We start from the raw sequence: 22,290 nt of genomic DNA on the forward strand, positions 1-22,290 counted from the left end.
CTGAGGCAGAGATGACCGCCACGACCACCGCACCACCGACCACGACCCGCACACGCACCCGCGGCCTGACCCTCGCAGTCGCGGGAGTGCTGGCCATGATGATCGGTGCGAGCGCGCCCTCGCCGTTCTACCCGGTGCTGCAGGCCGAGCTCGGATTCTCCGCCGTCACGATGACCGCGATCTTCGCGGTCTACGCGGTCAGCCTGCTGCTGACGCTGCTCGTCTCCGGCTCGCTGTCCGACCACCTCGGCCGCCGCCCCGTCATCTCGGTCGGCTTCGTCGTGCTCGCCATCAGCATGGTGGCTTTCTGGCACGCCGACAGCGTCACGGTGCTGTTCGTCGCTCGTATCGTCCAGGGCGTCGCCGCCGGACTGCTCATGTCATCGCTGTCCGCCGCCGTCGTCGACCTCGAGTCGCCACGTCGTCCCGGTTCGGCCGCGACCCTGAACAGCATCAGCCCACTGGCAGGGCTGGCGCTCGGCGCCCTCGGCTCCGGCGTGCTGCTCGACCACTCGTCGTCGGCCCTGGCGATCGTGTTCGGCACCCTGACCGCGTCCTACGTCCTCATCGCGGCCGCCGTGTGGCTGCTGCCCGAGACGTCGCCCCGCCACGAGGGACTGCTCCACTCGTTCATCCCGCGCATCGGTCTTCCGCACGCGGCACGTGCACCATTCCTGCGAAGCGCACCAGCGGTGTTCGCCGGATGGGCCACCGGCGGCCTCTACCTGTCGCTGGGCGCTCCCCTGGTCGCCCAAGAGCTCGGCGGCACCAACCACGTCGAGCAAGGGCTCGTCGTCACGGTGCTGACCGGCGCCGGCGCAGCTGCCTGCTACCTCGCCGGAAATCGGACCTCGCGCGCCATCACGATCTACGGGACCACGGCTCTTGCCGTCGGCACCGCCCTGACCCTCATCGCGATCGCCGGCGGCTCGTACTGGGGCTTCATCGCCGCTGCGCTGCTGACCGGCACCGGCTTCGGGACGGCGTTCCTCGGCATCATGCGCTCGATCACGCCCCTGGCAGCACCCCACGAGCGGGGCGAGCTGTTCGCCTCGGTGTTCGTCATCTCGTACCTGGCGTTCGGCATCCCTGCGGTCATCGCAGGGATCGCCGCGCCCCACCTCGGCCTGGCGACGACCACGTACATCTACGGCGCGGTCGTCGTCGTGCTGTCGGGGAGCGCGGCCCTGCTGCGCAAGTTCGCCTCAGACGACTAGGAGACCGGGGCTATTCGCCGTCCTCCAGGCGGAAGCCGATCTTCATCGTGACCTGGTAGTGCGACACGGAGTCGTCGGTGATCTGCCCACGGACGCCGGTCACCTCGAACCAGTCGAGGTGACGCAGGGTCTGCGCGGCGCGCTTGATGCCGTTGTCGACGGCCTCGGTGATGCCGTCGGGAGAGGTGCCGAACGATCTCGGTGATGCGGTAGGTGCGATCAGTCATGAGCCCATCATGCCGTCTGCCCTCATCGGCGTAGTCTGGAAGGGTGCCCCCCGAGTCCCGCGAACCCCGCAAGCAGCAGGTCTTCTCCATCACGTCCGCCGCCGAGTCGCAGACCGCAGACCGCGTACGCCGGCGAGAAGCGTTACGCCCTGTCGATGGCGATCCGCACGATCTGCTTCCTCGCCGGCGTCGTCCTGGTGATGCAGCCGATGCCGTGGGCCGTCGCTGGATGGCTGATGTTCGTCGCGGCCGTGTTCTTGCCGTACATCGCGGTCGTGATCGCCAATGCCGGCGTCCGCAAGAGGGCGCGGGCCCATCGCCCTTCGGTCCCGAGGCCGGCCGACAGCTCGAAGGCCCTCAGCAGCCCCCGGCCGATCCGGAGCCGGGCCGTGGCTGATGAGCTGACCTGTTCGGCGAAGGGCTGCACCGCCGCCGCGACGCACCAGGTGCTGTGGAACAACCCCAAGCTCCACACACCCGATCGCCGCAAGACCTGGATGGCCTGCGACGAGCACGAGGAGTCGCTGCGAGCCTTCCTCGGCGCCCGAGGTTTCTGGAAGGAAACCCTCCCCCTCTAGCCCCGCTCTCCCGCCGCGCGCCGGTTTCCCACGAGGCCTGGGGTCTTTGGCACGTACCTCGCGTTACAGCGCTGGGTACGTGACGAGTTCCCGAGGTCTCGTGGGAACCGCACCCCGGCGGGGTGGTCAGCCGCCGATGGCCGACATCGGCCGCGGAGACTGCAGGAACGTCGGATCGTCGATGCCGTGGCCGGGCAGCTTCGGTCATCATCGCCGCCGCCCACCGCCGGGCGATCTCGTCGTCGGTGGCGCCTGCTCGCAACGCCGTGCGGAGGTCGGACTCCTCACGGGCGAACAGGCAGTTCATGATCTGCCGTCGGCCGTCAGCCGCACCCGGTTGCAGTCGCCGCAGAACGGGCGAGTCACTGAGCCGACGATGCCGACCGTGTGCGGCCCGTCATCGACCCGGAACTTCTCGGCCGGTGCCGATCCTCGCCCGTCCATCGGCGTGAGCGTGAAGTGCTCCCCGAGCAACGACAACGTCTCGTCGGCAGTGACCATCGCCTCCCTGCTCCAGCCGTGCTGAGCATCGAGCGGCATCTGCTCGATGAAGCGCAGCTCGTACTCGTGCTTCATGCACCAGCGCAGCAGATCTGGGGCTCTGCCGCGGTCGTTGATGCCACGCAAGAGGACGGCGTTGACCTTCACGGGCGTCAGACCGGCCTCACGGGCCGCCTCGAGGCCGTCCAGGACGTCGCCCAGCCGGTTGCGTCGGGTGATCTTCTCGAAGGTCGTCGGATCTGTCGTGTCGAGGCTGATGTTGACCCGGTCGAGTCCCGCCTCGGCAAGCGCGCGAGCCGTGTGCTTGAGCCCCAGGCCGTTCGACGTCATCGCGGTGCGCGGACGGGAGGGAAGCGCCTTGGTTGCCGCGACGATCGCCGGAAGGCTGCGCCGCAGCAACGGCTCGCCGCCGGTGAACCGCACGTCGGTGACGCCCAGCACCTCCACGCCGATCGTGATCAGCCGCATCAGCGTCATCGGTCAGCGTCGCATCGGTGGGCAACCAGTCGAGCCCCTCGGCCGGCATGCAGTACTGGCACCGCAGATTGCACCGGTCGGTCAACGACACACGCAGGTCGGTCGCCGTGCGTCCGTGCCCGTCGATCAGCTCCATGGGTCGAGTCTAGGCGCCAGCGGCCAGCCCGGCTGACTCATGCTTGGTCACGACAACTACCGTCAAGGTGTGTATCGCTTCGTCTTGAGCGCGCGCTGGATCGGATTCGCGGTCTTCGTCGTCCTGCTCGCCGCCATCTGCACACGTCTCGGCTTCTGGCAGATGGACAAGCTCGACCAGCGACTCGACCGCAACAAGCTCGTCACGAAGCACTTCGCAGCCGACCCGGTCGACATCTCGGCCGCGCTCCCCCCTGGCACTGAGGTCGACGGCACGAACGAGTGGACCCGCGTCACCGCCACCGGCACGTACGACCTGGAGCACCAGCCAGCGTCAAGTTCGTGACCCGCGATGGTGCACCTGGGGCCGACGTCGTGACGCCGCTGGTCCTGGCGTCCGGAGACGCCGTCCTGGTCAATCGAGGCTGGGTCGCCACCGACAACAACGTCACCAAGCCCGACGCCCCTGCGCCGTCGAGCGGTCAGGTCACGATCGAGGGCTGGCTGCGCAAGGACTCCGGTGCCGGCAGCAACGCCACGGTGCCGTCGGATGGTCAGATCCGGGCGATCTCCAGCACGGCGCTCGCAGATCACGTTCCGTACGGCTGGTCGACGGCTACGTCAACCTGCAGGCGCAGACCCCCGAACCGGCCACCCCGTTGGCAGCCGAGCCCAAGCCGGAGCTCGGACAGGGTCCACACTTCTTCTACGCTCTGCAGTGGTGGTTCTTCGCGCTGCTGGCAGTCGTCGGCTACTTCTGGTTCGCCCGGGCCGAGGCCAAGGAACGGCGCAAGCCGACGCGCATCGACGGTTTCGAGCTAACGCCAAGTTGACGAGATCGGCGTACGAGTCGGACCAGATGTCCTCGTCACCGTCGGGCAGCAGCAGCACGCGGTCGGGCTCGAGCGCCATGACGGCACCCTCGTCGTGCGAGACCAGGATGATCGCGCCCTCGTACGTCCGGATCGCGCGCAGCACTTCTTCACGCGACGCCGGGTCGAGGTTGTTGGTGGGCTCGTCGAGCAGCAGCACGTTCGCGCTCGACACGATGAGGCTGGCGAGCGCCAGACGGGTCTTCTCGCCGCCCGACAGCACGCCGGCGGGCTTCGACGTGTCGTCACCGCTGAACAAGAACGAGCCGAGCACGCTGCGCGCCTCGGTGTCGGTCAGCTGAGGCGCCTGCGCCTGCATGTTCTCCAGCACCGTGCGCGAGGTGTCGAGCGTCTCGTGCTCCTGCGCGAAGTACCCGATCTTGAGGCCGTGCCCCGGGATGATGTCGCCGGAGTCTGGCTTCAGCGTCCCGGCCAGCATGCGCAGCAGCGTCGTCTTGCCTGCGCCGTTGAGGCCCAGGATCACGACTCGGCTGCCCTTGTCGATCGCCAGGTCGACGCCCGTGAAGATCTCGAGCGAGCCATATGACTTCGACAGGCCCTCCGCCATGAGCGGGGTCTTGCCGCACGGTGCCGGTTTGGGGAACTTGATGTTCGCGACCTTGTCCTGCACCCGCTCGCCGTCGAGACCCGCGACGAGCTGCTCGGCGCGGCGCAGCATCTGCTGGGCCGTGGACGCCTTGGACGCCTTGGCACGGAACTTGTTGGCCTGGCTCGTGAGCGCGTCAGCCTTCTTGACGGCGATGGCCCGCTCGCGGCGACGGCGTTGCTCGTCGGCCTCGCGCTGCTTGACGTACGACTTCCAGCCCATGTTGTAGATGTCGATCGTCGATCGGTTGGCGTCGAGGTACAGGACCTTGTTGACGGTCTCCTCGATCAGCTCGACGTCGTGGCTGATGATGATGAGCCCGCCGGAGAACGTCTTGAGGAATCCGCGCAGCCACACGACGGAGTCGGCATCGAGGTGGTTGGTGGGCTCGTCGAGCAGCAGGGTGTCGGCGTCGGAGAACAGGATGCGCGCCAGCTCGATGCGGCGTCGCTGACCACCGGACAGCGTGCTGAGCGGCTGCTCGAGGATGCGGTCGGGCAGCCCGAGCGCGTGGGCGATCGTCGCGGCTTCAGCCTCGGCCGCATAGCCGCCGCCGGAGCCGAAGATCGCGTCGGCGCGGGTGTACGACTTCATGGCCTTCTCGGCTATGGCGGCATCGGGTGAGCCCATGTCGAGCTCGGCCTTGCGCATCGCCGTGAGTGCCTCGTCGAGGCCGCGGGCGCCGAGGATGCGGTCGCGTGCGGTCGTCGACAGGTCGCCGGACTTCGGGTCCTGCGGAAGGTAGCCGATCTTGCCCGTCGAGGTGATGCTGCCCTCAGCGGGCTGTCCGTCGCCGGACAGCATGCGGGTCAGTGTCGTCTTGCCGGCGCCGTTGCGACCGACCAGACCGATCTTGTCGCCCTTGTCGACGCGGAACGAGACATCGGACATCAGGACGCGCGCGCCGAAGCGCAGCTCCACATTGGAGACAGTAAGCACAGGAAAACCTTTGAATCAGGGGTGACAGTGAAAAGAACTGGGGATCGGCAAGACGACGCCGACGTCACTCACGCTGATAAAAAGGCACCTCACCATCCTACGCCCCCGCTGACGAGGTAGTTACCGCCCTGCGACGAGGTGGTTGGTGCCCTTGGTCACACCCGGCGAAGGGCAACGACCACCTCGCCAGGGGGCGACAACTACCTCGTCAGGGTTAGCCGATGTTGAAGCCGAGGGCGCGGAGCATCTCGCGGCCGTCGTCGGTGATCTTGTCGGGGCCCCACGGCGGCATCCAGACCCACTCGATCCGGAAGTCGTTGACGATGCCGTCAAGAGCCGCACGCGTCTGGTCCTCGATGACATCGGTCAGCGGGCACGCCGCAGACGTCAGGGTCATCGACAGGACGGTGTTGCTGTGCTCGTCGACGTCGGCACCGTAGACCAGGCCCAGGTCGACGACGTTGATGCCGAGCTCAGGATCGACGACGTCCTTCATGGCCTCGAGGACGTCTTCGGTCGTCGTCGCGCCAGCCGGCGCCGTGGAGACCTCGGGGAGGTCGCTGTGGTCGGTGGTCATGGGGCATCTCCCGTGTTGGTGGTGACTAGCGCTTGTGAGACAGCGTCCTTCCAGGCCATCCAGCCCAGCAGAGCGCACTTGACGCGTGCCGGGAACTGGGCGACGCCGGCGAAGGCGATGCCGTCCTCGAGGACTTCTTCGTCGGGCTCGACCTTGCCCTTGCCCTGCATGAGCTCGGTGAACGAGTCGAGCACCGACATGCCTTCATCGACGCTCTTGCCGAGGATCAGGTCGTTGAGCACCGACACCGACGCCTGGCTGATCGAGCAGCCCTGTGCCTCGTACGAGACATCGGCGACCGTCTCGCCGTCGAGGTGGACCCGCAGGGTGATCTCGTCACCGCACGTGGGGTTGACGTGGTGGACCTCAGCCTCGAAGGGCTCCCGCAGGCCAGCCCCGTGCGGGTGCTTGTAGTGGTCCAGGATGATCTCCTGGTACAACGCGTCGACGTTCACGATCCCCCTAGGCTCCGAAGTACTTCTTCGTATGGTGCAACGCCTCGACCAGCGCATCAATTTCCAGCTCGGTCGTGTAGAGGTAGAACGATGCGCGCGTCGTCGACTGCACACCGAAGCGCAGGTGCGCCGGCTTGGCGCAATGATGACCCGCGCGCACTGCCACGCCCCGTGAGTCGAGCAGCTGCGACACGTCGTGCGGGTGCACGCCGTCGAGGGTGAAGCTGATCGCTCCCCCGCGCATGTCGGCGGTCTTGGGACCGACGATCGTCAGTCCGTCGATCTCCTGCATGGCAGCCGACGCATAGGCCGTGATGGCCTGCTCGTGGGCGGCGACGTTCTCCATCCCGATCGACGACAGGTAGTCGACGGCAGCGCCGAGCCCGACGGACTCGGCGATCGGCGGAGTGCCGGCCTCGAAGCGCGAAGGCGGAGCAGCGTAGGTCGACGTGGCCATCGTGACGGTCTCGATCATCTCGCCGCCGCCGAGGAACGGAGGCAAGCCGGCGAGCAGGTCGTAGCGTCCCCACAGGACGCCGATGCCGGTTGGTCCGACGAGCTGTGGCCCGTGAACACCACGAAGTCGGCGCCCAGCGACGCCATGTCGACCGGGATCTGAGGAACGGCCTGCGACGCGTCGACCACGACCAGCGCGCCGACCGAGTGAGCCTTGGCGATGATGACGTCGAGCGGGTTGATCGTGCCGAGCATGTTGGACACCCAGGTCAGCGAGACGACCTTGGTCTGCTCGGTGATCAGCGTGTCGATGTCGTCGAGGTCGAGTCGACCCTCGTCGGTCACACCGAACCAACGCAGGGTCGCGCCGGTGCGCTGCGTGACCTGCTGCCACGGAACGATGTTGGAGTGGTGCTCCATCTCGGTGATGACGACTTCGTCGCCGACACCGATGCGTCCGGCGTCGCCCAGCACGCGGGCCACCAGGTTGAGCGCCTCGGAGGCGTTCTTGGTGAACACGACCTCGTCGCGGCTCGGCGCGCCGATGAACTCGGCCACCTTGTCGCGGCCGAGCTCGAACGCCGCACTCGCCTCGGCACCGAGCTGGTGCATCGCCCGCGCCACGTTCGCATTGTGCAGCCGGTAGTGGTCAGCGATCGCGTCGATGACCTGCTGCGGCTTCTGCGCGAGGTGTTGGCGCTGTCGAGGTACACCAACGGGAGGTCACCTGACAGCCGACGACCCAGGATCGGGAAGTCGGCTCTGATCTTGGCGACGTCGTACGTCTGGTGCCCTCGACGGTTGTCACGACGCCGAGACCTCTGCGGCTGCCTTGACGTACTTGTCGTAACCGTTCGCCTCGAGCTCGTCGGCGAGCTCACGGCCACCCTGGTCGGCGACGCGACCGGCGACGAACACGTGCACGTAGTCGGGCTTGATGTAGCGCAGGATGCGCGTGTAGTGCGTGATCAGCAGGACGCCGCGGTCCCCCTGGTCGCTGTAGCGGTTGACGCCTTCGGAGACGACGCGCAACGCATCGATGTCGAGGCCGGAGTCGGTCTCGTCGAGGACGGCGAACTTGGGGTTGAGCAGCTCGAGCTGAGCGATCTCGTGACGCTTCTTCTCGCCGCCGGAGAAGCCCTCGTTGACGCTGCGCTGGGCGAACTCCTTGTCGAGCGTGACCCGCTCGAGCGCGGCGTTGACGTCCTTGACCCAGCTGCGGAGCTCGGCGCTTCGCCGTCGATCGCGGTCTTGGCGGTGCGCAGGAAGTTGGCGACCGAGACGCCGGGAACCTCGACGGGGTACTGCATCGCGAGGAACAGTCCGGCGCGGGCGCGCTCGTCGACCGACATCGACAAGATGTCGACGCCGTCGAGGGTGACGCTGCCGCCGGTGACCTGGTACTTGGGGTGTCCGGCGATCGAGTAGGCAAGAGTCGACTTGCCCGAGCCGTTGGGGCCCATGATGGCGTGGACTTCGCCGCTCTTGACGGTCAGGTCGACGCCTTTGAGGATCTGCTTTGCGCCTTCTTCGGTGTCGACCGAGACGTGCAGGTCCTTGATCTCAAGGGTTGCCATGTGGGTTCAGCTCCTGTCGGCGGAGAGGTCGACCATGACGACGTCTCCGGTGATCTGGGTGGGGTAAACGGGTACGGGTTCTGTGGCTGGGAAGTTCAGCGCCTTGCCGGTGCGCAGGTCGAAGCGTGATCCGTGCAGCCAGCACTCGATCTCGCAGCCTTCGACATCGCCTTCGGACAGCTTGATCGACGCGTGCGAGCACTCGTCGCGGATCGCGTAGACATCGCTGCCGTCGCGCACCAGTGCGATCTCCTCGCCGTCGATCTCGACCGCCAGGACACCGCCTTCGGGTACGTCGGTCAGCTGCGCGGCCTCGACGAACGTCATGCTTCGAGACGTCCTACGTGCTCGGCCAGCTCGTCCTCGATCGAGGCGATCAGTCGCTCCTGCAGGGACGGCACGCCGATACGACGGATGATGTCGTGGAAGAAGCCGTGCACGACGAGTCGGCGGGCTTCTTCGGCAGGGATGCCGCGGCTCTGCAGGTAGAACAGGTGCTGGTCGTCGAAGCGGCCGGTTGTGGACGCGTGACCCGCGCCCTCGATCTCACCGGTCTCGATCTCGAGGTTGGGCACCGAGTCGGCCTTGGCACCGTCGGTCAGCACGAGGTTGTCGTTGCTCTCGTACGTCAGGATGCCTTCGGCTTCCTTGCGGATGAGGACGTTGCCGACCCACACCGTGTGGGCTCCGTCGCCCTGCAGCGCGCCCTTGTACTCGACGTTGCTCTTGGTGCGCGGAGCCGTGTGGTCGGCGAACAGCCGGTGCTCGATGTGCTGGCCCTCGTCGGCGAAGTACACGCCGAGCATGTCGACGCTGCCACCGCTGCCGATGTAGTCGGCCGAGGTGCTGGCGCGCAGGACGTCACCGCCGAGCGAGACTGCCACGTGCTTGAACGTGGCGTCGCGGCCGACCCGGGCGTGCTGGGTGACGACGTGCACGCTGTCGTCGTTCCAGTCCTGGATCGTGACGAACGTCAGCTCGGCGCCGTCTTCGAGGACGACCTCGATGTTCTCGGCCCAGGTGGCCGAGCCGTTGTAGTCGACGACGACGACGGCCTTGCTGAACCGGCCGGCGCGCACGAGCAGGTGACCGGCGGCCGCCTTCTCGACGCTGCCGCCGATCAGACGAAGCGTCGTGGGCTCGACGATCTCGGCATCGGCCGGGATCGTGACCTCGAACACTGACTGTGCGGCGTCCCAGGCGCGGGCCGAGACCCGGTCGACGGGGACGTAGCCGGAGACTCCGCGCGCCGAGTCGGCGGCGGGCACCGAGACCGCGGTGACGCCTGGAGCGGCGTCGACCTCGACCTTGTAGTCGTCACCGTCGAGCGGCGCGTCCTTGTGCAGCTCACGCAGGCGCTTGAGCGGCGTGAAGCGCCAGATCTCTTCGCGCCCGGTGGGCACCTCGTGGTCGGCGAGGTCGAAGGATCCTTCGGGGTGCAGGTGGGATTCAACCGGAGCGAGCTCCAGGGTCTCGGCGAGCGTCATCCGACAGCTCCCTCCATTTGCAGTTCGATCAGACGGTTCGAGCTCCAGCGCGTACTCCATCGGCAGCTCGCGAGCGATCGGCTCGACGAATCCGCGCACGATCATGGCCATGGCCTCGTCCTCCTCCATGCCACGTGACATGAAGTAGAAGAGCTGGTCGTCGCTGAGCTTGGAGACGGTCGCCTCGTGTCCGAGGGTCACGTCGTCCTCGCGGACGTCGACGTACGGGTAGGTGTCGGAGCGGCTGATCTGGTCGACCAGCAACGCATCGCACTTGACCGTGCTGGCCGAGCCCTCGGCGCCTTCGAGCACCTGCAGCAGGCCGCGGTAGGACGTGCGTCCACCGCCGCGGGCCACCGACTTGCTCAGGATCGAGCTCGACGTGTTGGGGCGCGGCGTGGACCATCTTGGCGCCGGCGTCCTGGTGCTGTCCCTCGCCAGCGAAGGCGATCGACAGCGTCTCGCCACGAGCGTGCTCGCCCATGAGGTAGACGGCCGGGTACTTCATCGTGACCTTGGAGCCGATGTTGCCGTCGACCCATTCCATCGTGGCGCCCTCTTCGCAGACGGCGCGCTTGGTGACGAGGTTGTAGACGTTGTTCGACCAGTTCTGGATCGTCGTGTAGCGGACGCGGGCGCCCTTCTTGACGATGATCTCGACGACAGCCGAGTGCAGCGAGTCCGAGGAGTAGATCGGCGCGGTGCAGCCTTCGACGTAGTGAACGTAGGAGTCTTCGTCGGCGATGATCAGGGTGCGCTCGAACTGGCCCATGTTCTCGGTGTTGATGCGGAAGTAGGCCTGCAGCGGGATGTCGACGTGGACGCCCTTGGGGACGTAGATGAACGACCCGCCGGACCACACGGCCGAGTTGAGGGCGGAGAACTTGTTGTCGCCGACGGGGATGACGGTCGCGAAGTACTCCTGGAAGATCTCCGGGTGCTCCTTGAGGGCCGTGTCGGTGTCGAGGAACAGCACGCCCTGCGCTTCAAGATCTTCGCGGATCGAGTGGTAGACGACCTCGGACTCGTACTGAGCGGCGACGCCAGAGACGAGACGCTGCTTCTCGGCCTCGGGGATGCCCAGACGGTCATAGGTGTTCTTGATGTCTTCGGGCAGGTCGTCCCACGTGGCTGCCTGCTTCTCGGTGGAGCGCACGAAGTACTTGATGTTGTCGAAGTCGATGCCGCCGAGGTCGGAACCCCAGGTGGGCATGGGCTTGCGGTCGAACAGCTTGAGGCCCTTGAGCCTCAGGTCGAGCATCCACTGCGGCTCGCTCTTGAGTCCGGAGATGTTGCGGACGACCGCTTCGCTCAGACCGCGTTGGACGTTGGCCCCGGCGTCGTTGCTGTCGGACCAGCCGAACTCGTAGCGGCCCACGTCCTTGAGGCCCGGATTGGCCTCGATGATGGCGTTGGGTGCGGTGCTCTCGTGCGACGTCGTCGTCATGAGGTCAACCTCTCTGTGGTGGAAGCAGATGAAGCAGGTAGGTGGGTCGTGCAGACGCCGTCGCCGTGGGCGATCGTCGCGAGCCGCTGGACGTGGGTGCCGAGCAGACGAGAGAACATCTCGGTCTCGGCTTCACACATCTGCGGAAACTCTTCGGCCACGTGGGCGACCGGGCAGTGGTGCTGGCAGATCTGGGTTCCCGCCGGGGTCGTGCTGACGGAGGCGGCGAAGCCGTCCTTGCTCAATGCCTCGGCGAGGACTTGAGCTCGGTGGTTCGGATCGGCCATCTCGAGCAGCGGACGGTAGCGGTTCTCCAGGTCGAGCAGACGGTGCTGGGCGAAGGCCTTGACCGCGTCGCTCCCGGCAGTCTCGGCCAGGAAGCGCAGCGCGCCAGCGGCCAGCTCGTCGTAGGCGTGGTTGAAGTGGTCGCGGCCAGCGTCGGTGATGACGAATGCCTTGGCAGGACGTCCGCGTCCACGCTGACCGGTGATGCGTTCGCTGCGGGCCTCGATGACACCGTCGGCCAGCAGCTGGTCGAGGTGGCGGCGCACTGCGGCCGGGGTCAGTCCGAGCTCGACAGCCAGGTCGGCTGCCGTGGACGGACCGTTCTTGAGCAGCGTCGTCGCGACCTTTTCACGGGTCGGCGCATCGTCCACTGCCACCTCGGCAGCGGGCGTCTGCGACGGCCCGATGTTTTTCACAAGACAAGTGTGCCTTTATTCACCAAAGCGTTTCAACGAAGGTGAACCTTAGTGAGGTGGACCTCATCTGGATGTCACATCAGGCCTCGACAGCCCCGGCCGGAAGAACGGCCTGGTCGGCGGCCTTGGCACCTGCATCCCATCCGCGTGCGTCGTACGAGGCACGCGACGACATCTGCGTGGCGTGCGGGTAGAGCCGCTCGAACTCTGCCTCGACGGCGTCAGCCTGGCGCTGGAAGATCGGCACGAGGTCTGTGCCGTACGAGTCGGCGGCTTCCTGGCTCGCCTCGGTCAGCCGCTCGTTGATGCGCACGGCGTACGACGTCAGGAACGCCTTGCGGAATCCCGAGGTGCGGTCGGCTCCGCGTGACTGCTCGCCAGCTTGTGTCATCGCGCGTGTTGCCTGGACCAGCAACGAGGTGAACAGCATCTCGACCTGAGCCAGATCGGAGCGCACCCCGACGAGGCTCGCGTGCGATGCGAAGTCGAACCAGATCGCCCGGATGCGGTTGGCCTGCGCGACGACGTGCAGCAGATTGGCCTTCTCGCGCGCATAGGGGTGATCGATCAGCACCCTGATCGTGCCGATGTCGAAGGAATGGCCGGCCTCGGCCGCCAGCAGCGCCTCGTCGATCGAGTGGCGGGTCATGAGATCTTGCGCCTTGGCGGTGAAGGCCTCGGCCTCCGCAGCGAACTCGGTCGACTCGGCCTTGGCCAGCAGCGCCCTGATGCGGGTCAGCACCTTGTCGTGATCGTCTCGCGCACCGGAGGGGCCGGGCTGCGTGCGAGGCGTCTGCCTGGGCTGCCCCCATCGTGACGGGGGCGGCACCAACGGCGGAAGCGCAGGCAGCTCCGACAAGAAGTCGAGCACGACCAGAGCAGTGACCCAGTCGTCGTGCTGGGCGCGTCCCGCCGTGGCGAGCAGCCCCTCGGTGCCGCCTGCGTGACGATGACGCGACGACAGTGCATTTAACTGGCTGGTCCACTCATCGGGAGCCCGGCTGTCGGCCTCGGTGCGCTCTGCATGCACCAGCACAGCGCGGGCGAGCCACCGGGCGCCGACCTTCGACGTGCGGCGTGCTGCCGCATGAACAAGGTCAGCTGGCTGCCAGCCGTGCTCCCACGTCAAGCCGATGACTGACAGGACCTGGTCGGTCACCAGCACTGCCGGATCGACGTCAGGTGATGAGGCCAGCTCGGCCAGCTCGTTCAGCTGTTGGATGTGCGGCACGGCGGCCCGTGGCGAGGCCACGGCGTAGCGCCTGGCTCGCCCGATCAAGGTGATCAGATCGCCCTGGGTCAGCACCGGTTGCCTGGAAGATCGTGCGGGGGCCGGTCGTGGGGAGCGCGCAGTTGCGCGGCGTCGGGCATCTCGTCGTTGACGGCTGTTCTGGCTGATGCGTTCATCCTTGGAGCACCCTATGACAGCGGGTCAGGCCAGGACGCTAGTTGTCCACAGGCTCAGGTCCCGCGCGATGTCGGCTGTCAGACCTAGAGTGATTCCCATGGCAAGCGATGCGGTCGAGATCGAGGCAGGCGGACGTTCGGTGCGGGTGTCGAGTCCTGACCGCGTCATCTTCGAGGCCACCGACTTCTCGGCAGAAGTGACCAAGCTGATGGTCGCTCAGTACTACGTCGCCGTCGAGGACGGTCTGATGCGGGCCCTTCGCGATCGGCCCGTGGCGCTGGAGCGGTGGCCCAAGGGTGTCCGCGCAGGCATGGTCATGTCGACGCGCGCCGACAGTCACGGCGACGCGTTCTACCAAAAGCGGATGATGCGTGGCGCTCCCCCGTACGTCGAGAGCACGCGGGTGCTGTTCCCGTCCGGACGCCCGGCCGACGAGATGTGCATGACCGAGATCGCCGTCGCCGCCTGGGCCGCCCACATGGGCGCGATCACGTTCCACCCGTGGCCGACCCGACGCGACGACAACGACCGGCCCGACGAGCTGCGCATCGACCTCGACCCCTTCGGCTCGGCGACCTTCGCCGATGCGGTGCGCGTCGCCGCGGTCGCACGAGACCTCTTCGACGAGCTCGGCATCCGGGCATTCGCCAAGACCAGCGGCAAGCGCGGGGTGCACGTCTACGTCCGCATTGCTCCACAGTGGACGTTCACCGACGTCCGGCACGCGGCGATCGCCTTCGCGCGCGAAGCTTGAACGACGCACGTCGGGCGTGACGACGCACTGGTGGAAAGAAGAACGTGGCGACAACATCTTCATCGACTTCAACCAGAACTGCCGCGACCGGACGATCGCGTCGGCCTACAGCCTGCGACCCGCGCCTGGCGCGACCGTCTCGATGCCGGTGACCTGGGACGGCTGGCCGAGCTCGACGGCCCGCAGGCGTTCACCCTGCACACGGTCCCTGACAAGCTCGCCGCCGACGGCGATGCGTGGGCCGAGATCGACGACGTCGCCCACTCGCTCGAACCCCTGTTGGCGCTGTGGGCCGACGACCCGACCGAGATGCCCTATCCCCCGGAGTACCCGAAGATGCCGGGCGAGCCGAAGCGGGTGCAGCCGAGCAAGGCCAAGAAGGACTGAGCCTCTCTCACCGCCCTGCTACCAGCTCGTCCAGCAGGGAGTCGATCCGTTTCTCGCGGGTCGCGGCAGTCCTCGCCAGGGCCAGATCCATCAGGTGACGCTTGCGCCTCGCCGGGGTCAGCGCGTCCCAGGCCACGCCGGCGACCGAGCCAGACAGCCGCGCGGCCAGGTCAGCCGGAACCACGCCGTCCTCGGCGTCGTCGAACAGGTTCCACATGCCATTGGCCTTTGCCGCCTCCACCAGGGCACGACCGGCCGGCTGCATCCGTCCCTCGACCTCCAGCCGCGCGACCCGCTCCTTGTTGTTGCGGACCCACGTGCTCTGGGGGCGCCGCGGGGCGAACCACATCATGACCCGGTCGTCGTCGAGGACCTTGCGGGTCGAGTCGATCCAGCCGAAGCACAGAGCCTCCAGCACGGAGTCCTCGTACTCGATGACCGGCCCACCCGAGGCGCGCCGCCAGAACACGAGCCAGACGCCGTGACCGCGGTCGTGATGGCGGTCGAGCCACGCACGCCATTCGTCCTGTGTCTGCGGGTGAAAGCGCTCCGCGTCGTCCATGGCGGTCATGTCGTTCAGGATAGATGCGCACAGTGGTGTGACCCTGGCCTCACAGCGCAGCCATGGACCGCGTGTCTACAGTGGGTCAGGTGGACACCACGCCCGACCGGATCGATCTCGGCCGTCTCATCGAGCAGCCCACCGGCGACTTCGCCTACGAGGATGCCGCTGAGCTCCGCCAAGACTTCACGCGATTCATGATGCGTTACAAGTTCGGCATGGAGGAGATCACGACCGAGCTGTCGATCCTGCGTGAAGAGTTCGCCCACCTGCACCAGACCAATCCGATCGAGAACGTCTCGTCGCGGCTCGAAGAAGCCCGACAGCATCCTGGAGAAGATGGGTCGCAAGGGCTGCGAACCGACGTTCGAGTCGATCGCCGAGAAGATCACCGACATCGCCGGCATCCGGGTCACGTGCAGCTTCATCTCCGACGTCTACCGAGTCTTCGACCTGCTGACGGGTCAGACGGACGTCAAGGTCGTCGAGGTGCGCGACTACATTGCCGAGCCGAAGCCCAACGGCTACCGGAGCCTGCACGCGCTGATCGAGGTACCGGTCTTCATGACCGACGGCGTCGTGCCGGTGCTGGTCGAGGTGCAGTGGCGCACCATCGCGATGGACTTCTGGGCCAGCCTCGAGCACAAGATCCACTACAAGTACCGCCAGGACATCCCCGACTCCCTCGTCGAGGGTCTCCGTCAGGCGGCCGAGACCGCTGGCGAGTCGACACGACGATGGAACGGCTGCACACCGAGGTCATGACCGCAGGCGAGTTTGTCCCCCGAGCTCAAGCGCAAGCTGCAGATCAGCAGCGATGTCGTGCCGGGCGAAGACTTCGTCGAACGCCTGCGCCGCATGGCACCCTGATCAGTCGGTCAGCTTACCCCAAGAACGGTGGCGAGATCGTACTTCGCAACTTCCTCGCTGCTCGTAGGTGCATGACTGCGGTTCGCGGTCGGGACGCCAGCGCTTGAACTGTGCGGTGTGCCGGAAGCGAGTACCTTCCATGTGCTCGTAGCCGACCTCGGCGACGCGACTCGGAGCCAGCGGCACGAACGACAGGTCCTTGGTGCCGGTCCACCGGCTCTGCCCGCCCGGTAGGCGCGAGGACGCCTGCGCGTCGGCGTCCTGCCACTGCGCCCATGGATGATCCTCGCCCGCTCCGACGACCAGCGGCGCCAGCTCGTCGATCAGCTCGGCCCGCCGGGTGTCGGTGAACGAAGCCGCGACGCCCACGTGCTGCAGCTTCCCGTCATCGGCGTACAGACCCAGCAGGAGCGAGCCCAGCAGCGGCCGCTCGTCGGTCGAGGTCTTGTGCAGCCGGTAGCCGGCCACCACGACGTCGGCGGTCCGGGCGTGCTTGATCTTCAGCATCGTCCGGCCGTTGGGTGCATATGGCTTCGCGAGCGGCTTGGCGACGACGCCGTCGAGCCCCGCGCCCTCGAAGATCCCGAACCACTCCTCGGCGACTGCGGCATCGGTCGTCGTGCGGGTCACGTGGATCGGGGCGGACACATCGGCCAGCTCGGCCTCGAGCCGGGCGCGACGCACCGAGAACGGCTCGTCGATCAACGAGTCGTCACCGACCGCCAGCAGGTCGAAGGCCACGAACGAGGCTGGCGTCTCGACAGCCAGCATCTTGACCCGCGAAGCGGCCGGATGGATCCGCTGCGACAGCAGGTCGAACTCGAGCCGACCGTCAACCGCGAGGAAGATCTCGCCGTCCAGCACGCACCGAGCAGGCGTCTGCCCCAGCACCGCTTCGACGACCTCGGGGAAGTACCGGTTGAGCTCCTCTGGTCGACCGGCTGGCCAGCACGACCTCGTCACCGTCGCGGAACACCAAGCACCGAAAGCCATCCCACTTCGGCTCGAACGAGAGCCCGCCGTCGACCGAGTCTGCGGCTGGCACGCCCTTGACCGACTTGGCCAGCATGGGCTTGAGCGGTGGCATCACGGGCAGATCCATCCGCACACGATAGACGACGGCAGCGACCGTGCGCAACCATCAGGCACGTGGTCGGTCAGGTGCCCCCGCGCGCTCAGCGCGCCTGCCCCTGCGCCAGCCGGCCCACACCGCCGCAGCCGCGAGGATCAGCGTCATGACGATCCAGCTCAACCAGTAGGGACGGCCCAGGATCGTGTCGTTGTCGGGCTTGCCGCCCTGGCCGCTCAGGACCGGCACGAAGACGATGGTCAGGGTTCCCCAGACCGAAGAAGGCCAGGGCCGACGAGGCGCGGAAGCTCGCCGGAAGCAGGCGTGCCGCAAGAACCCCGACCACGACCACGACGGGTGCCAAGAGGGCGTCGTGCAGCAGCACACCGCCGGCGAGCCAGAACGCCTCGGACGTCAGCTGTTCGCGGGTGAAGTCCCGCATGAGCCACAGGCCACGAAGACCGAGACCCACGCCAGCGAGGACGAGCAGGAGCCGTGTGGCCCTCATGCCTGGACCTCCAGACGCTTGACCCACTTGGTCTGGAACACGCCGGGCCGGTTGGGTGCGATGAGGCGGCACGGGTAGCCGTGGTCGAGGCTGAGATCCTCGCCGTTGAGCTTCAGCGCCAGCATCGTACGGTGATCCTGGACGTAGCTCGGGAGCAGCCGCGACGAGCCGAAAGCGCCCTTCGTCTGCAGCGACCGAACCACGACCTCGGAGTCCGGCGCGCCGCCCGCGAGCGCCAGCAGGTCCCTGACCGACACACCGGTCCACTCGGCACTGCGGCTCCATCCCTCGACGCACGCGATCGGCAGCCGGTGGGTCCGTTGCGGCATCGACAGCAGCTGCTCGCGGGTCAGCGACACCATCTGGGTGCCGACCAGGATCTCCAACGCATAGCTCGGGCTCTGCGCGGTGTCGACAGAACCCGCGGCCTTCGCCGTGCGGTTGATCGGCAGGTCCTGCGGCCCCTCTCCGTCGCGCACCGCGAAGACCGAGATGTTGCGGAGCCACGGAACTGTCTGCCCGGCGGTGAGCACGACCGCGAGGCCCGAGGCGACGACCGCGCCATGGAGCACAGCTCGCCTGGTCGGTGCATCGGAGTCGACATCGTGATCCTCGACCGGCTCGGCGAAGGCCTGGCGGATCACCGGCAGCTTGACCGCGATGTGCACGAGCAACGAGCCGATCGCGACCCACGCCACTGCTTCATGCGTCCGGCGAAAGCTGAACTCCCACGGATACCACTGGGCGATGTTCAGCAGCCCGCTCGTCAGCATGAACAGCGAAGACGCCATCAGGACGGCGATCGACCCGCGCTCGAACGCCTCCAGCACGCGTTCCTTGGCCCCGGTCGGAGGACGGATGAACAGCCGCGGGAACACCGACCACAGCTTGACCAGCAGCAACGGAATCGCCGCCATGCCCGACACGACGTGGATGCCCTGCGTCCACCGGTACAGCTGAGTCGGTCCTGGCCCCAACGGCACCCAGCTCGGGCGTTGGTACTGCAGACCGCTCCACAACCCGGTCACGAAGCAGATGAGGAAGGCAACGCCCAGGGCACTGCCCACCCGCGCCGTCAGGCCCGTCCCCCGCGCGCGACTCGTGAAGTCCTCCTGACGCGGGATACGTCGCTCGATGTCGGCGACAGTCGGCAGTCTCATGGCCCGGACCGGACCATCGTGGCGGCGTGACGTCCACCCGCACTTCTCAGCGCGACGATCCGCATGCCCGCGGTCGACGCCACCTCCTCGATCGCGTCGAGGCCGACGACGGCCCAGTCGAAATGAGCCGACAGCGACCGTCGACGCGGAGCTGACGACGCCCCTTCACAAGACCTGCGCCGTCTTCTGCCACCTCGGCGATGACCTGGCCGGCAGGAGCAAGCACGTCGGCGAGCCGAGAAAGCAGCCGCACGGGGTCGCCGCCGATGCCAAGGTTTCCGTCGGCCAGCAGGGCGTAAGCCCAGGTCCCCTCCCCCGGGACGGTCGAGAAGACGTCACGCCGCAGGGCGAGCGCGCCCCGGATCCGGGTCTGGCGCACTGCCTCCCTGGAGACGTCGATGCCCATCGCCGGGATCTGACGTGACGTGAGTGCTCCGACCAGCCGGCCCGGCCCGCACCCGACGTCGATGGTCCGTGCATCGCAGGGTCGACGAACAGGTCATGGTCGACCCAGTCCGGTTCGGCCGCCCACGCCGTCACGTCGAACGTCTCGGTGCCACCGCAGTGGTGGACCACCTGAGCCTGCTTGCCGGAGAATGCCGCGTCGTACGCGCTGACGGCGTCGAAGGCCGCGGTCATGCTGAGCGACCCGAGCGCTGTGACATTGGGCGCTGTGACATCGTCTGCGCGAGGTGAGAGATCGGGATGTCGCGGACGATCTCGAGGGCGTCGTCCCACGTGTCCATGTCGAGCACCGTCCGGAGTCGCACGACGTCACCGCCCAGGGCCTCCTCGGTCTTGGCACAGGTGTCTTCCTGCGACATGACGACGCCGACCAGGCCCTGGGCCGCTGTGGGATCTGGCAGCCCGAGAAGCCACCAACCGCCGTCTCGGGCTGGCCCGATGACGACGTTGCCGCACTCGACCAGACGACCGGCATCCAGGTAGTCGGCGACGAGCAGCCGCGGGGTGTCCATGCCGACCTGGATGGTCCCGGACCGACCGCCGGCGTCGAGATGTGCGTGGGCAAGGCGCTCGGCCAGCCCCTCACCCCGCTGCGAGATCACCTGGTGGGGCTTCAGCGCCGCCCCGGATCTCGTCAGACCGTGCCGCCTGGCTCAGGTCCCCCGTCATCGCGACAACGACCGGCCAACCGACAGCCGTCACGGTCGCCAAGGTGTCGAGGAGCGCCGCAGCCGCCACCGCGGCGGCAAGGTCGTCGCCGACGGTCTCAGCGATCCTGGTCTTCGCGAGTCCGGGAACCGGTGCCTTCGCGACCACGAGCACCGTGGGGGCGGTCACCGGAGCACCCCCGCGAAGTCGCGGACGACCCGTGCGGTGCCTCTCAGCGAGCCGGAGACCTTCGACTTCGTCCCAGCCGCACGACGGGCGTACGACACGTCGATCTCGCGGACCGTCCAGCCTGCGCGGGCCGCCTTGAGCATCAGCTCGAGCGGATAACCGAATCTGCGGTCCTGGACGTCGAGTGCGAGAAGGTCGTCACGACGACACACCCTCATCGGCGCAAGATCGTGGATCGGGAAGCTGCTGCGACGGCGGATCATCGTGGCCAGCAAGCTTCGTGCCCAGCCGTGCGTGCCACGGCCAGACTCCACGACCTACCGGCCGTCGGCGTCCGACCGCCATGGTCGCGGTGCCCGAGCGGACGAGGTCGAGCATCGGCACGAGCTCGGTCAGCCGCATCGACGCATCGCCGTCGATCACCGCGACATGCTCTGCGGTAGCCGCGAGCATCCCGGCATGGACCGCGGCACCGTAGCCCGGTTGAAGCTCCGTCACGACCGTCGCACCAAGAGCGAGCGCCACGGCAGCCGTGTCATCCGTCGAGCCGTTGTCGACGACGATGACGTTCCACCCGTCCGGCACATGCTCGAGAACGGCCGGCAGAGCACGTGCCTCGTCCCGACACGGGATCACAACATCACAGGTGCTCATAACTCTGGTTCGAACCTAGGGCCGAATGCGCTTGGTCGCGACCGCGACAGATTGACGCGCTTCTCGTGCACCGGGCCGACGCCGGGTCCGACACCTAGGGTGAGTCTGTGCACCGACCCGTCCTCACGTCTCGCGCCGCGATGCTGTCGGCCAGCGCCGGGGTGCTGCTGGTCGTCGCGGCGATGGTCCTGCCGCGCTGGCTCGACGAGGACGTCCGGGTGCACTGGCCACCGCTGCACGCCGACTGGGACCCGCGCTTCGGCCTGCTCACGTTGCCTGCCATCGCCATCGGCCTGATGCTCGTGCTCGCGCTGCCAAGGGTGTCCCGGACGGCCTCGTGGCACGCACTGCTGGCGGTAGCCTTCGCGAGCACATGGACATGGATCATGGCGCTCGCGATGACCGAAGGGACCGACGGCCTCGCGCGGGTGTTCGAACGCCGGCAGGAGTACGTCTTCGATGCCCAGAGCGTGGGCTCGATCCACGAGATGCTGCAGACGTTCATCGAGCGCATCCCCTTCGACTCGCCCGACAACTGGTACGTCCACGTGGCCGGTCATCCACCTGGAGCCTTGCTGTACTTCGTGGGCCTCGACCGGATCGGCGTCACCGACCCGTTCTGGATCGGCGTGGTGTGCGTGACCCTGGCCAGCACCGCGATCGTGGCCGTCATGATCACGCTGCGCACCCTCGGCAGCGAGCGGCTGGCCCGATCGGCGATGCCCTGGATCGTCCTGGCACCCAGTGCTGTCTGGATGGGCGTCAACGGCGATGCCGTCTTCACAGCCGTCGCGGCCTGGGGGCTGGCCCTCCTGGCGGTCGCGGCCACGCGCGGCCGGGCGCTTGCGGCCATCGGTGCCGGTGTGTTGCTGGGCTACTGCGTCTTCCTGTCCTACGGGCTGGTCCTGCTCGGGATCCTGGCAGTGGCCGTGCTGACGATCGCCAGATCATGGCGACCACTTCCGTGGGCCCTCGGTGGTGCCTTCGTCGTGACAGCGGCGTTCACCGTCGGAGGCTTCGCGTGGTGGGGACGCCTCCCCGTGCTGCGGGGAGCGGTACTACGACGGCATCGCGTCCGAACGTGCGTACTCGTACTGGGTCTGGGGCAACCTCGCCGCCTGGACGTTCACCGCTGGGCTCGCCGTGTGGGCCGCATTCCCGGCAGCAGCCCGAGCTACACGAGAGAGGAATGTGCTCGCGCAGCTGGCCGCAGCGGCCGCTCTCACGATTCTCGTCGCGACACTGTCGGGCATGAGCAAGGCGGAGGTCGAACGCATCTTCCTGCCGTTCACGATCTGGATCGTCGCCCTGCCCGCACTGCTGCCTGAGAAGTGGCACCGACCTCTGCTGCTGTCGCAGGTCG

At 67.4% G+C, this 22,290-nt stretch carries 24 protein-coding genes and 6 pseudogenes; 8 read left to right on the forward strand and 22 right to left on the reverse strand.

The genetic code is table 11. The features are described 5' to 3' along the window. Positions 1-11: 11 nt before the first annotated feature. On the forward strand, positions 12-1,217 hold the full coding sequence (locus ACHMWU_RS20365) for an MFS transporter (protein WP_396046347.1): 1,206 nt from the start codon (positions 12-14) through the stop codon (positions 1,215-1,217). Between the two features lie 10 nt (positions 1,218-1,227). On the opposite strand, the gene ACHMWU_RS20370 is transcribed toward ACHMWU_RS20365, so the two are convergent. After that, positions 1,228-1,440 (reverse strand): dodecin, encoded by a 213-nt coding sequence (locus ACHMWU_RS20370; RefSeq protein WP_396046928.1) that lies wholly within the window; start codon positions 1,438-1,440, stop codon positions 1,228-1,230. A 159-nt stretch (positions 1,441-1,599) separates the two neighbouring features. On the opposite strand from ACHMWU_RS20370, the gene ACHMWU_RS20375 reads away from it, so the two are divergent. Next, entirely contained in the window at positions 1,600-2,022 is a 423-nt protein-coding gene (locus ACHMWU_RS20375; RefSeq protein ID WP_396046349.1) for a DUF3099 domain-containing protein, read from the forward strand. 126 nt (positions 2,023-2,148) lie between these two features. On the opposite strand, the pseudogene moaA reads toward ACHMWU_RS20375, so the two are convergent. Then, positions 2,149-3,136: pseudogene (gene moaA, locus ACHMWU_RS20380) on the reverse strand (GTP 3',8-cyclase MoaA). 69 nt (positions 3,137-3,205) lie between these two features. Between moaA and ACHMWU_RS20385 the strand changes: the two are divergent. Together ACHMWU_RS20385 and ACHMWU_RS20390 are read left to right on the forward strand one after the other, a co-directional pair. Next, on the forward strand, positions 3,206-3,481 hold the full coding sequence (locus ACHMWU_RS20385; protein WP_396046351.1) for an SURF1 family protein: 276 nt from the start codon (positions 3,206-3,208) through the stop codon (positions 3,479-3,481). A gap of 29 nt (positions 3,482-3,510) precedes the next feature. Further along, positions 3,511-3,957 carry an SURF1 family cytochrome oxidase biogenesis protein gene (locus tag ACHMWU_RS20390; protein WP_396046930.1) on the forward strand — a complete coding sequence of 149 codons (447 nt, stop codon included), beginning with the start codon at positions 3,511-3,513 and terminating at the stop codon, positions 3,955-3,957. Here the strand turns inward: ACHMWU_RS20390 and ACHMWU_RS20395 are convergent. The 10 genes and pseudogenes from ACHMWU_RS20395 to ACHMWU_RS20440 form a co-directional block, all read right to left on the reverse strand. Then, positions 3,958-5,553: pseudogene (locus ACHMWU_RS20395) on the reverse strand (ABC-F family ATP-binding cassette domain-containing protein); the annotation flags it as partial. Between the two features lie 214 nt (positions 5,554-5,767). Further along, positions 5,768-6,130, reverse strand: coding sequence for a metal-sulfur cluster assembly factor (locus tag ACHMWU_RS20400; protein ID WP_119704838.1), 363 nt, complete (start codon positions 6,128-6,130; stop codon positions 5,768-5,770). Continuing rightward, positions 6,127-6,585, reverse strand: coding sequence for a Fe-S cluster assembly sulfur transfer protein SufU (gene sufU, locus ACHMWU_RS20405; RefSeq protein WP_396046353.1), 459 nt, complete (start codon positions 6,583-6,585; stop codon positions 6,127-6,129). The genes ACHMWU_RS20400 and sufU overlap by 4 nt, the downstream gene beginning before the upstream one ends. Positions 6,586-6,592: 7 nt before the next feature. After that, positions 6,593-7,808 (reverse strand): annotated as a pseudogene (locus ACHMWU_RS20410) (cysteine desulfurase). A 37-nt stretch (positions 7,809-7,845) separates the two neighbouring features. Continuing rightward, positions 7,846-8,618 (reverse strand): annotated as a pseudogene (gene sufC, locus ACHMWU_RS20415) (Fe-S cluster assembly ATPase SufC). A gap of 6 nt (positions 8,619-8,624) precedes the next feature. Continuing rightward, positions 8,625-8,945, reverse strand: coding sequence for a non-heme iron oxygenase ferredoxin subunit (locus tag ACHMWU_RS20420; protein ID WP_396046355.1), 321 nt, complete (start codon positions 8,943-8,945; stop codon positions 8,625-8,627). Then, entirely contained in the window at positions 8,942-10,105 is a 1,164-nt protein-coding gene (gene sufD / locus ACHMWU_RS20425) for a Fe-S cluster assembly protein SufD (protein ID WP_396046357.1), read from the reverse strand. The genes ACHMWU_RS20420 and sufD overlap by 4 nt, the downstream gene beginning before the upstream one ends. Beyond that, positions 10,102-11,552: pseudogene (sufB, locus tag ACHMWU_RS20430) on the reverse strand (Fe-S cluster assembly protein SufB). Before sufB ends, sufD begins: the two are co-directional and overlap by 4 nt. Continuing rightward, positions 11,549-12,253, reverse strand: coding sequence for a helix-turn-helix transcriptional regulator (locus ACHMWU_RS20435; RefSeq protein WP_396046359.1), 705 nt, complete (start codon positions 12,251-12,253; stop codon positions 11,549-11,551). Before ACHMWU_RS20435 ends, sufB begins: the two are co-directional and overlap by 4 nt. Before the next feature lie 79 nt (positions 12,254-12,332). Beyond that, entirely contained in the window at positions 12,333-13,559 is a 1,227-nt protein-coding gene (locus tag ACHMWU_RS20440) for a DUF2786 domain-containing protein (protein WP_396046361.1), read from the reverse strand. Between the two features lie 199 nt (positions 13,560-13,758). Here ACHMWU_RS20440 and ACHMWU_RS20445 point away from each other — a divergent pair, with 199 nt between their 5' ends. Further along, complete coding sequence (locus ACHMWU_RS20445) at positions 13,759-14,415, forward strand: DNA primase small subunit domain-containing protein (RefSeq protein ID WP_396046363.1); 657 nt, start codon at positions 13,759-13,761, stop codon at positions 14,413-14,415. A 16-nt stretch (positions 14,416-14,431) separates the two neighbouring features. Continuing rightward, positions 14,432-14,527: pseudogene (locus ACHMWU_RS20450) on the forward strand (hypothetical protein); the annotation flags it as partial. Between the two features lie 282 nt (positions 14,528-14,809). Here the strand turns inward: ACHMWU_RS20450 and ACHMWU_RS20455 are convergent. Further along, positions 14,810-15,364 carry a YdeI family protein gene (locus ACHMWU_RS20455; RefSeq protein WP_396046365.1) on the reverse strand — a complete coding sequence of 185 codons (555 nt, stop codon included), beginning with the start codon at positions 15,362-15,364 and terminating at the stop codon, positions 14,810-14,812. Positions 15,365-15,616: 252 nt separating this feature from the next. On the opposite strand from ACHMWU_RS20455, the gene ACHMWU_RS20460 reads away from it, so the two are divergent. Further along, positions 15,617-16,129 (forward strand): GTP pyrophosphokinase family protein, encoded by a 513-nt coding sequence (locus tag ACHMWU_RS20460; protein ID WP_396046367.1) that lies wholly within the window; start codon positions 15,617-15,619, stop codon positions 16,127-16,129. Between the two features lie 105 nt (positions 16,130-16,234). On the opposite strand, the gene ACHMWU_RS20465 is transcribed toward ACHMWU_RS20460, so the two are convergent. The 9 genes from ACHMWU_RS20465 to ACHMWU_RS20505 form a co-directional block, all read right to left on the reverse strand. After that, positions 16,235-17,125, reverse strand: a complete 891-nt coding sequence (locus ACHMWU_RS20465; RefSeq protein ID WP_396046369.1) for an ATP-dependent DNA ligase — start codon at positions 17,123-17,125, stop codon at positions 16,235-16,237. Continuing rightward, complete coding sequence (locus tag ACHMWU_RS20470) at positions 17,067-17,336, reverse strand: hypothetical protein (protein ID WP_396046371.1); 270 nt, start codon at positions 17,334-17,336, stop codon at positions 17,067-17,069. The genes ACHMWU_RS20465 and ACHMWU_RS20470 overlap by 59 nt, the downstream gene beginning before the upstream one ends. Before the next feature lie 73 nt (positions 17,337-17,409). Next, complete coding sequence (locus ACHMWU_RS20475) at positions 17,410-17,811, reverse strand: hypothetical protein (RefSeq protein ID WP_396046373.1); 402 nt, start codon at positions 17,809-17,811, stop codon at positions 17,410-17,412. Next, positions 17,808-18,971, reverse strand: a complete 1,164-nt coding sequence (locus ACHMWU_RS20480; protein ID WP_396046375.1) for a molybdopterin-dependent oxidoreductase — start codon at positions 18,969-18,971, stop codon at positions 17,808-17,810. The genes ACHMWU_RS20475 and ACHMWU_RS20480 overlap by 4 nt, the downstream gene beginning before the upstream one ends. A gap of 46 nt (positions 18,972-19,017) precedes the next feature. Continuing rightward, entirely contained in the window at positions 19,018-19,440 is a 423-nt protein-coding gene (locus tag ACHMWU_RS20485; RefSeq protein WP_396046932.1) for a hypothetical protein, read from the reverse strand. A gap of 166 nt (positions 19,441-19,606) precedes the next feature. Next, entirely contained in the window at positions 19,607-20,038 is a 432-nt protein-coding gene (locus ACHMWU_RS20490) for a DUF2064 domain-containing protein (RefSeq protein WP_396046377.1), read from the reverse strand. Continuing rightward, on the reverse strand, positions 20,019-20,273 hold the full coding sequence (locus tag ACHMWU_RS20495; RefSeq protein WP_396046379.1) for a hypothetical protein: 255 nt from the start codon (positions 20,271-20,273) through the stop codon (positions 20,019-20,021). The genes ACHMWU_RS20490 and ACHMWU_RS20495 overlap by 20 nt, the downstream gene beginning before the upstream one ends. Further along, positions 20,270-20,491 carry a hypothetical protein gene (locus ACHMWU_RS20500; protein ID WP_396046381.1) on the reverse strand — a complete coding sequence of 74 codons (222 nt, stop codon included), beginning with the start codon at positions 20,489-20,491 and terminating at the stop codon, positions 20,270-20,272. The genes ACHMWU_RS20495 and ACHMWU_RS20500 overlap by 4 nt, the downstream gene beginning before the upstream one ends. Further along, the gene (locus ACHMWU_RS20505) at positions 20,472-20,858 is read right to left on the reverse strand and encodes a glycosyltransferase family 2 protein (protein ID WP_396046383.1); all 387 of its coding nucleotides are present in this window, start codon (positions 20,856-20,858) and stop codon (positions 20,472-20,474) included. The genes ACHMWU_RS20500 and ACHMWU_RS20505 overlap by 20 nt, the downstream gene beginning before the upstream one ends. A 176-nt stretch (positions 20,859-21,034) precedes the next feature. Here ACHMWU_RS20505 and ACHMWU_RS20510 point away from each other — a divergent pair, with 176 nt between their 5' ends. Beyond that, on the forward strand, positions 21,035-22,255 hold the full coding sequence (locus ACHMWU_RS20510) for a hypothetical protein (RefSeq protein ID WP_396046385.1): 1,221 nt from the start codon (positions 21,035-21,037) through the stop codon (positions 22,253-22,255). The last annotated feature ends 35 nt before the right edge of the window (positions 22,256-22,290 follow it).

The organism is Aeromicrobium sp. UC242_57 (assembly GCF_044452305.1).
GTDB lineage: Bacteria > Actinomycetota > Actinomycetes > Propionibacteriales > Nocardioidaceae > Aeromicrobium.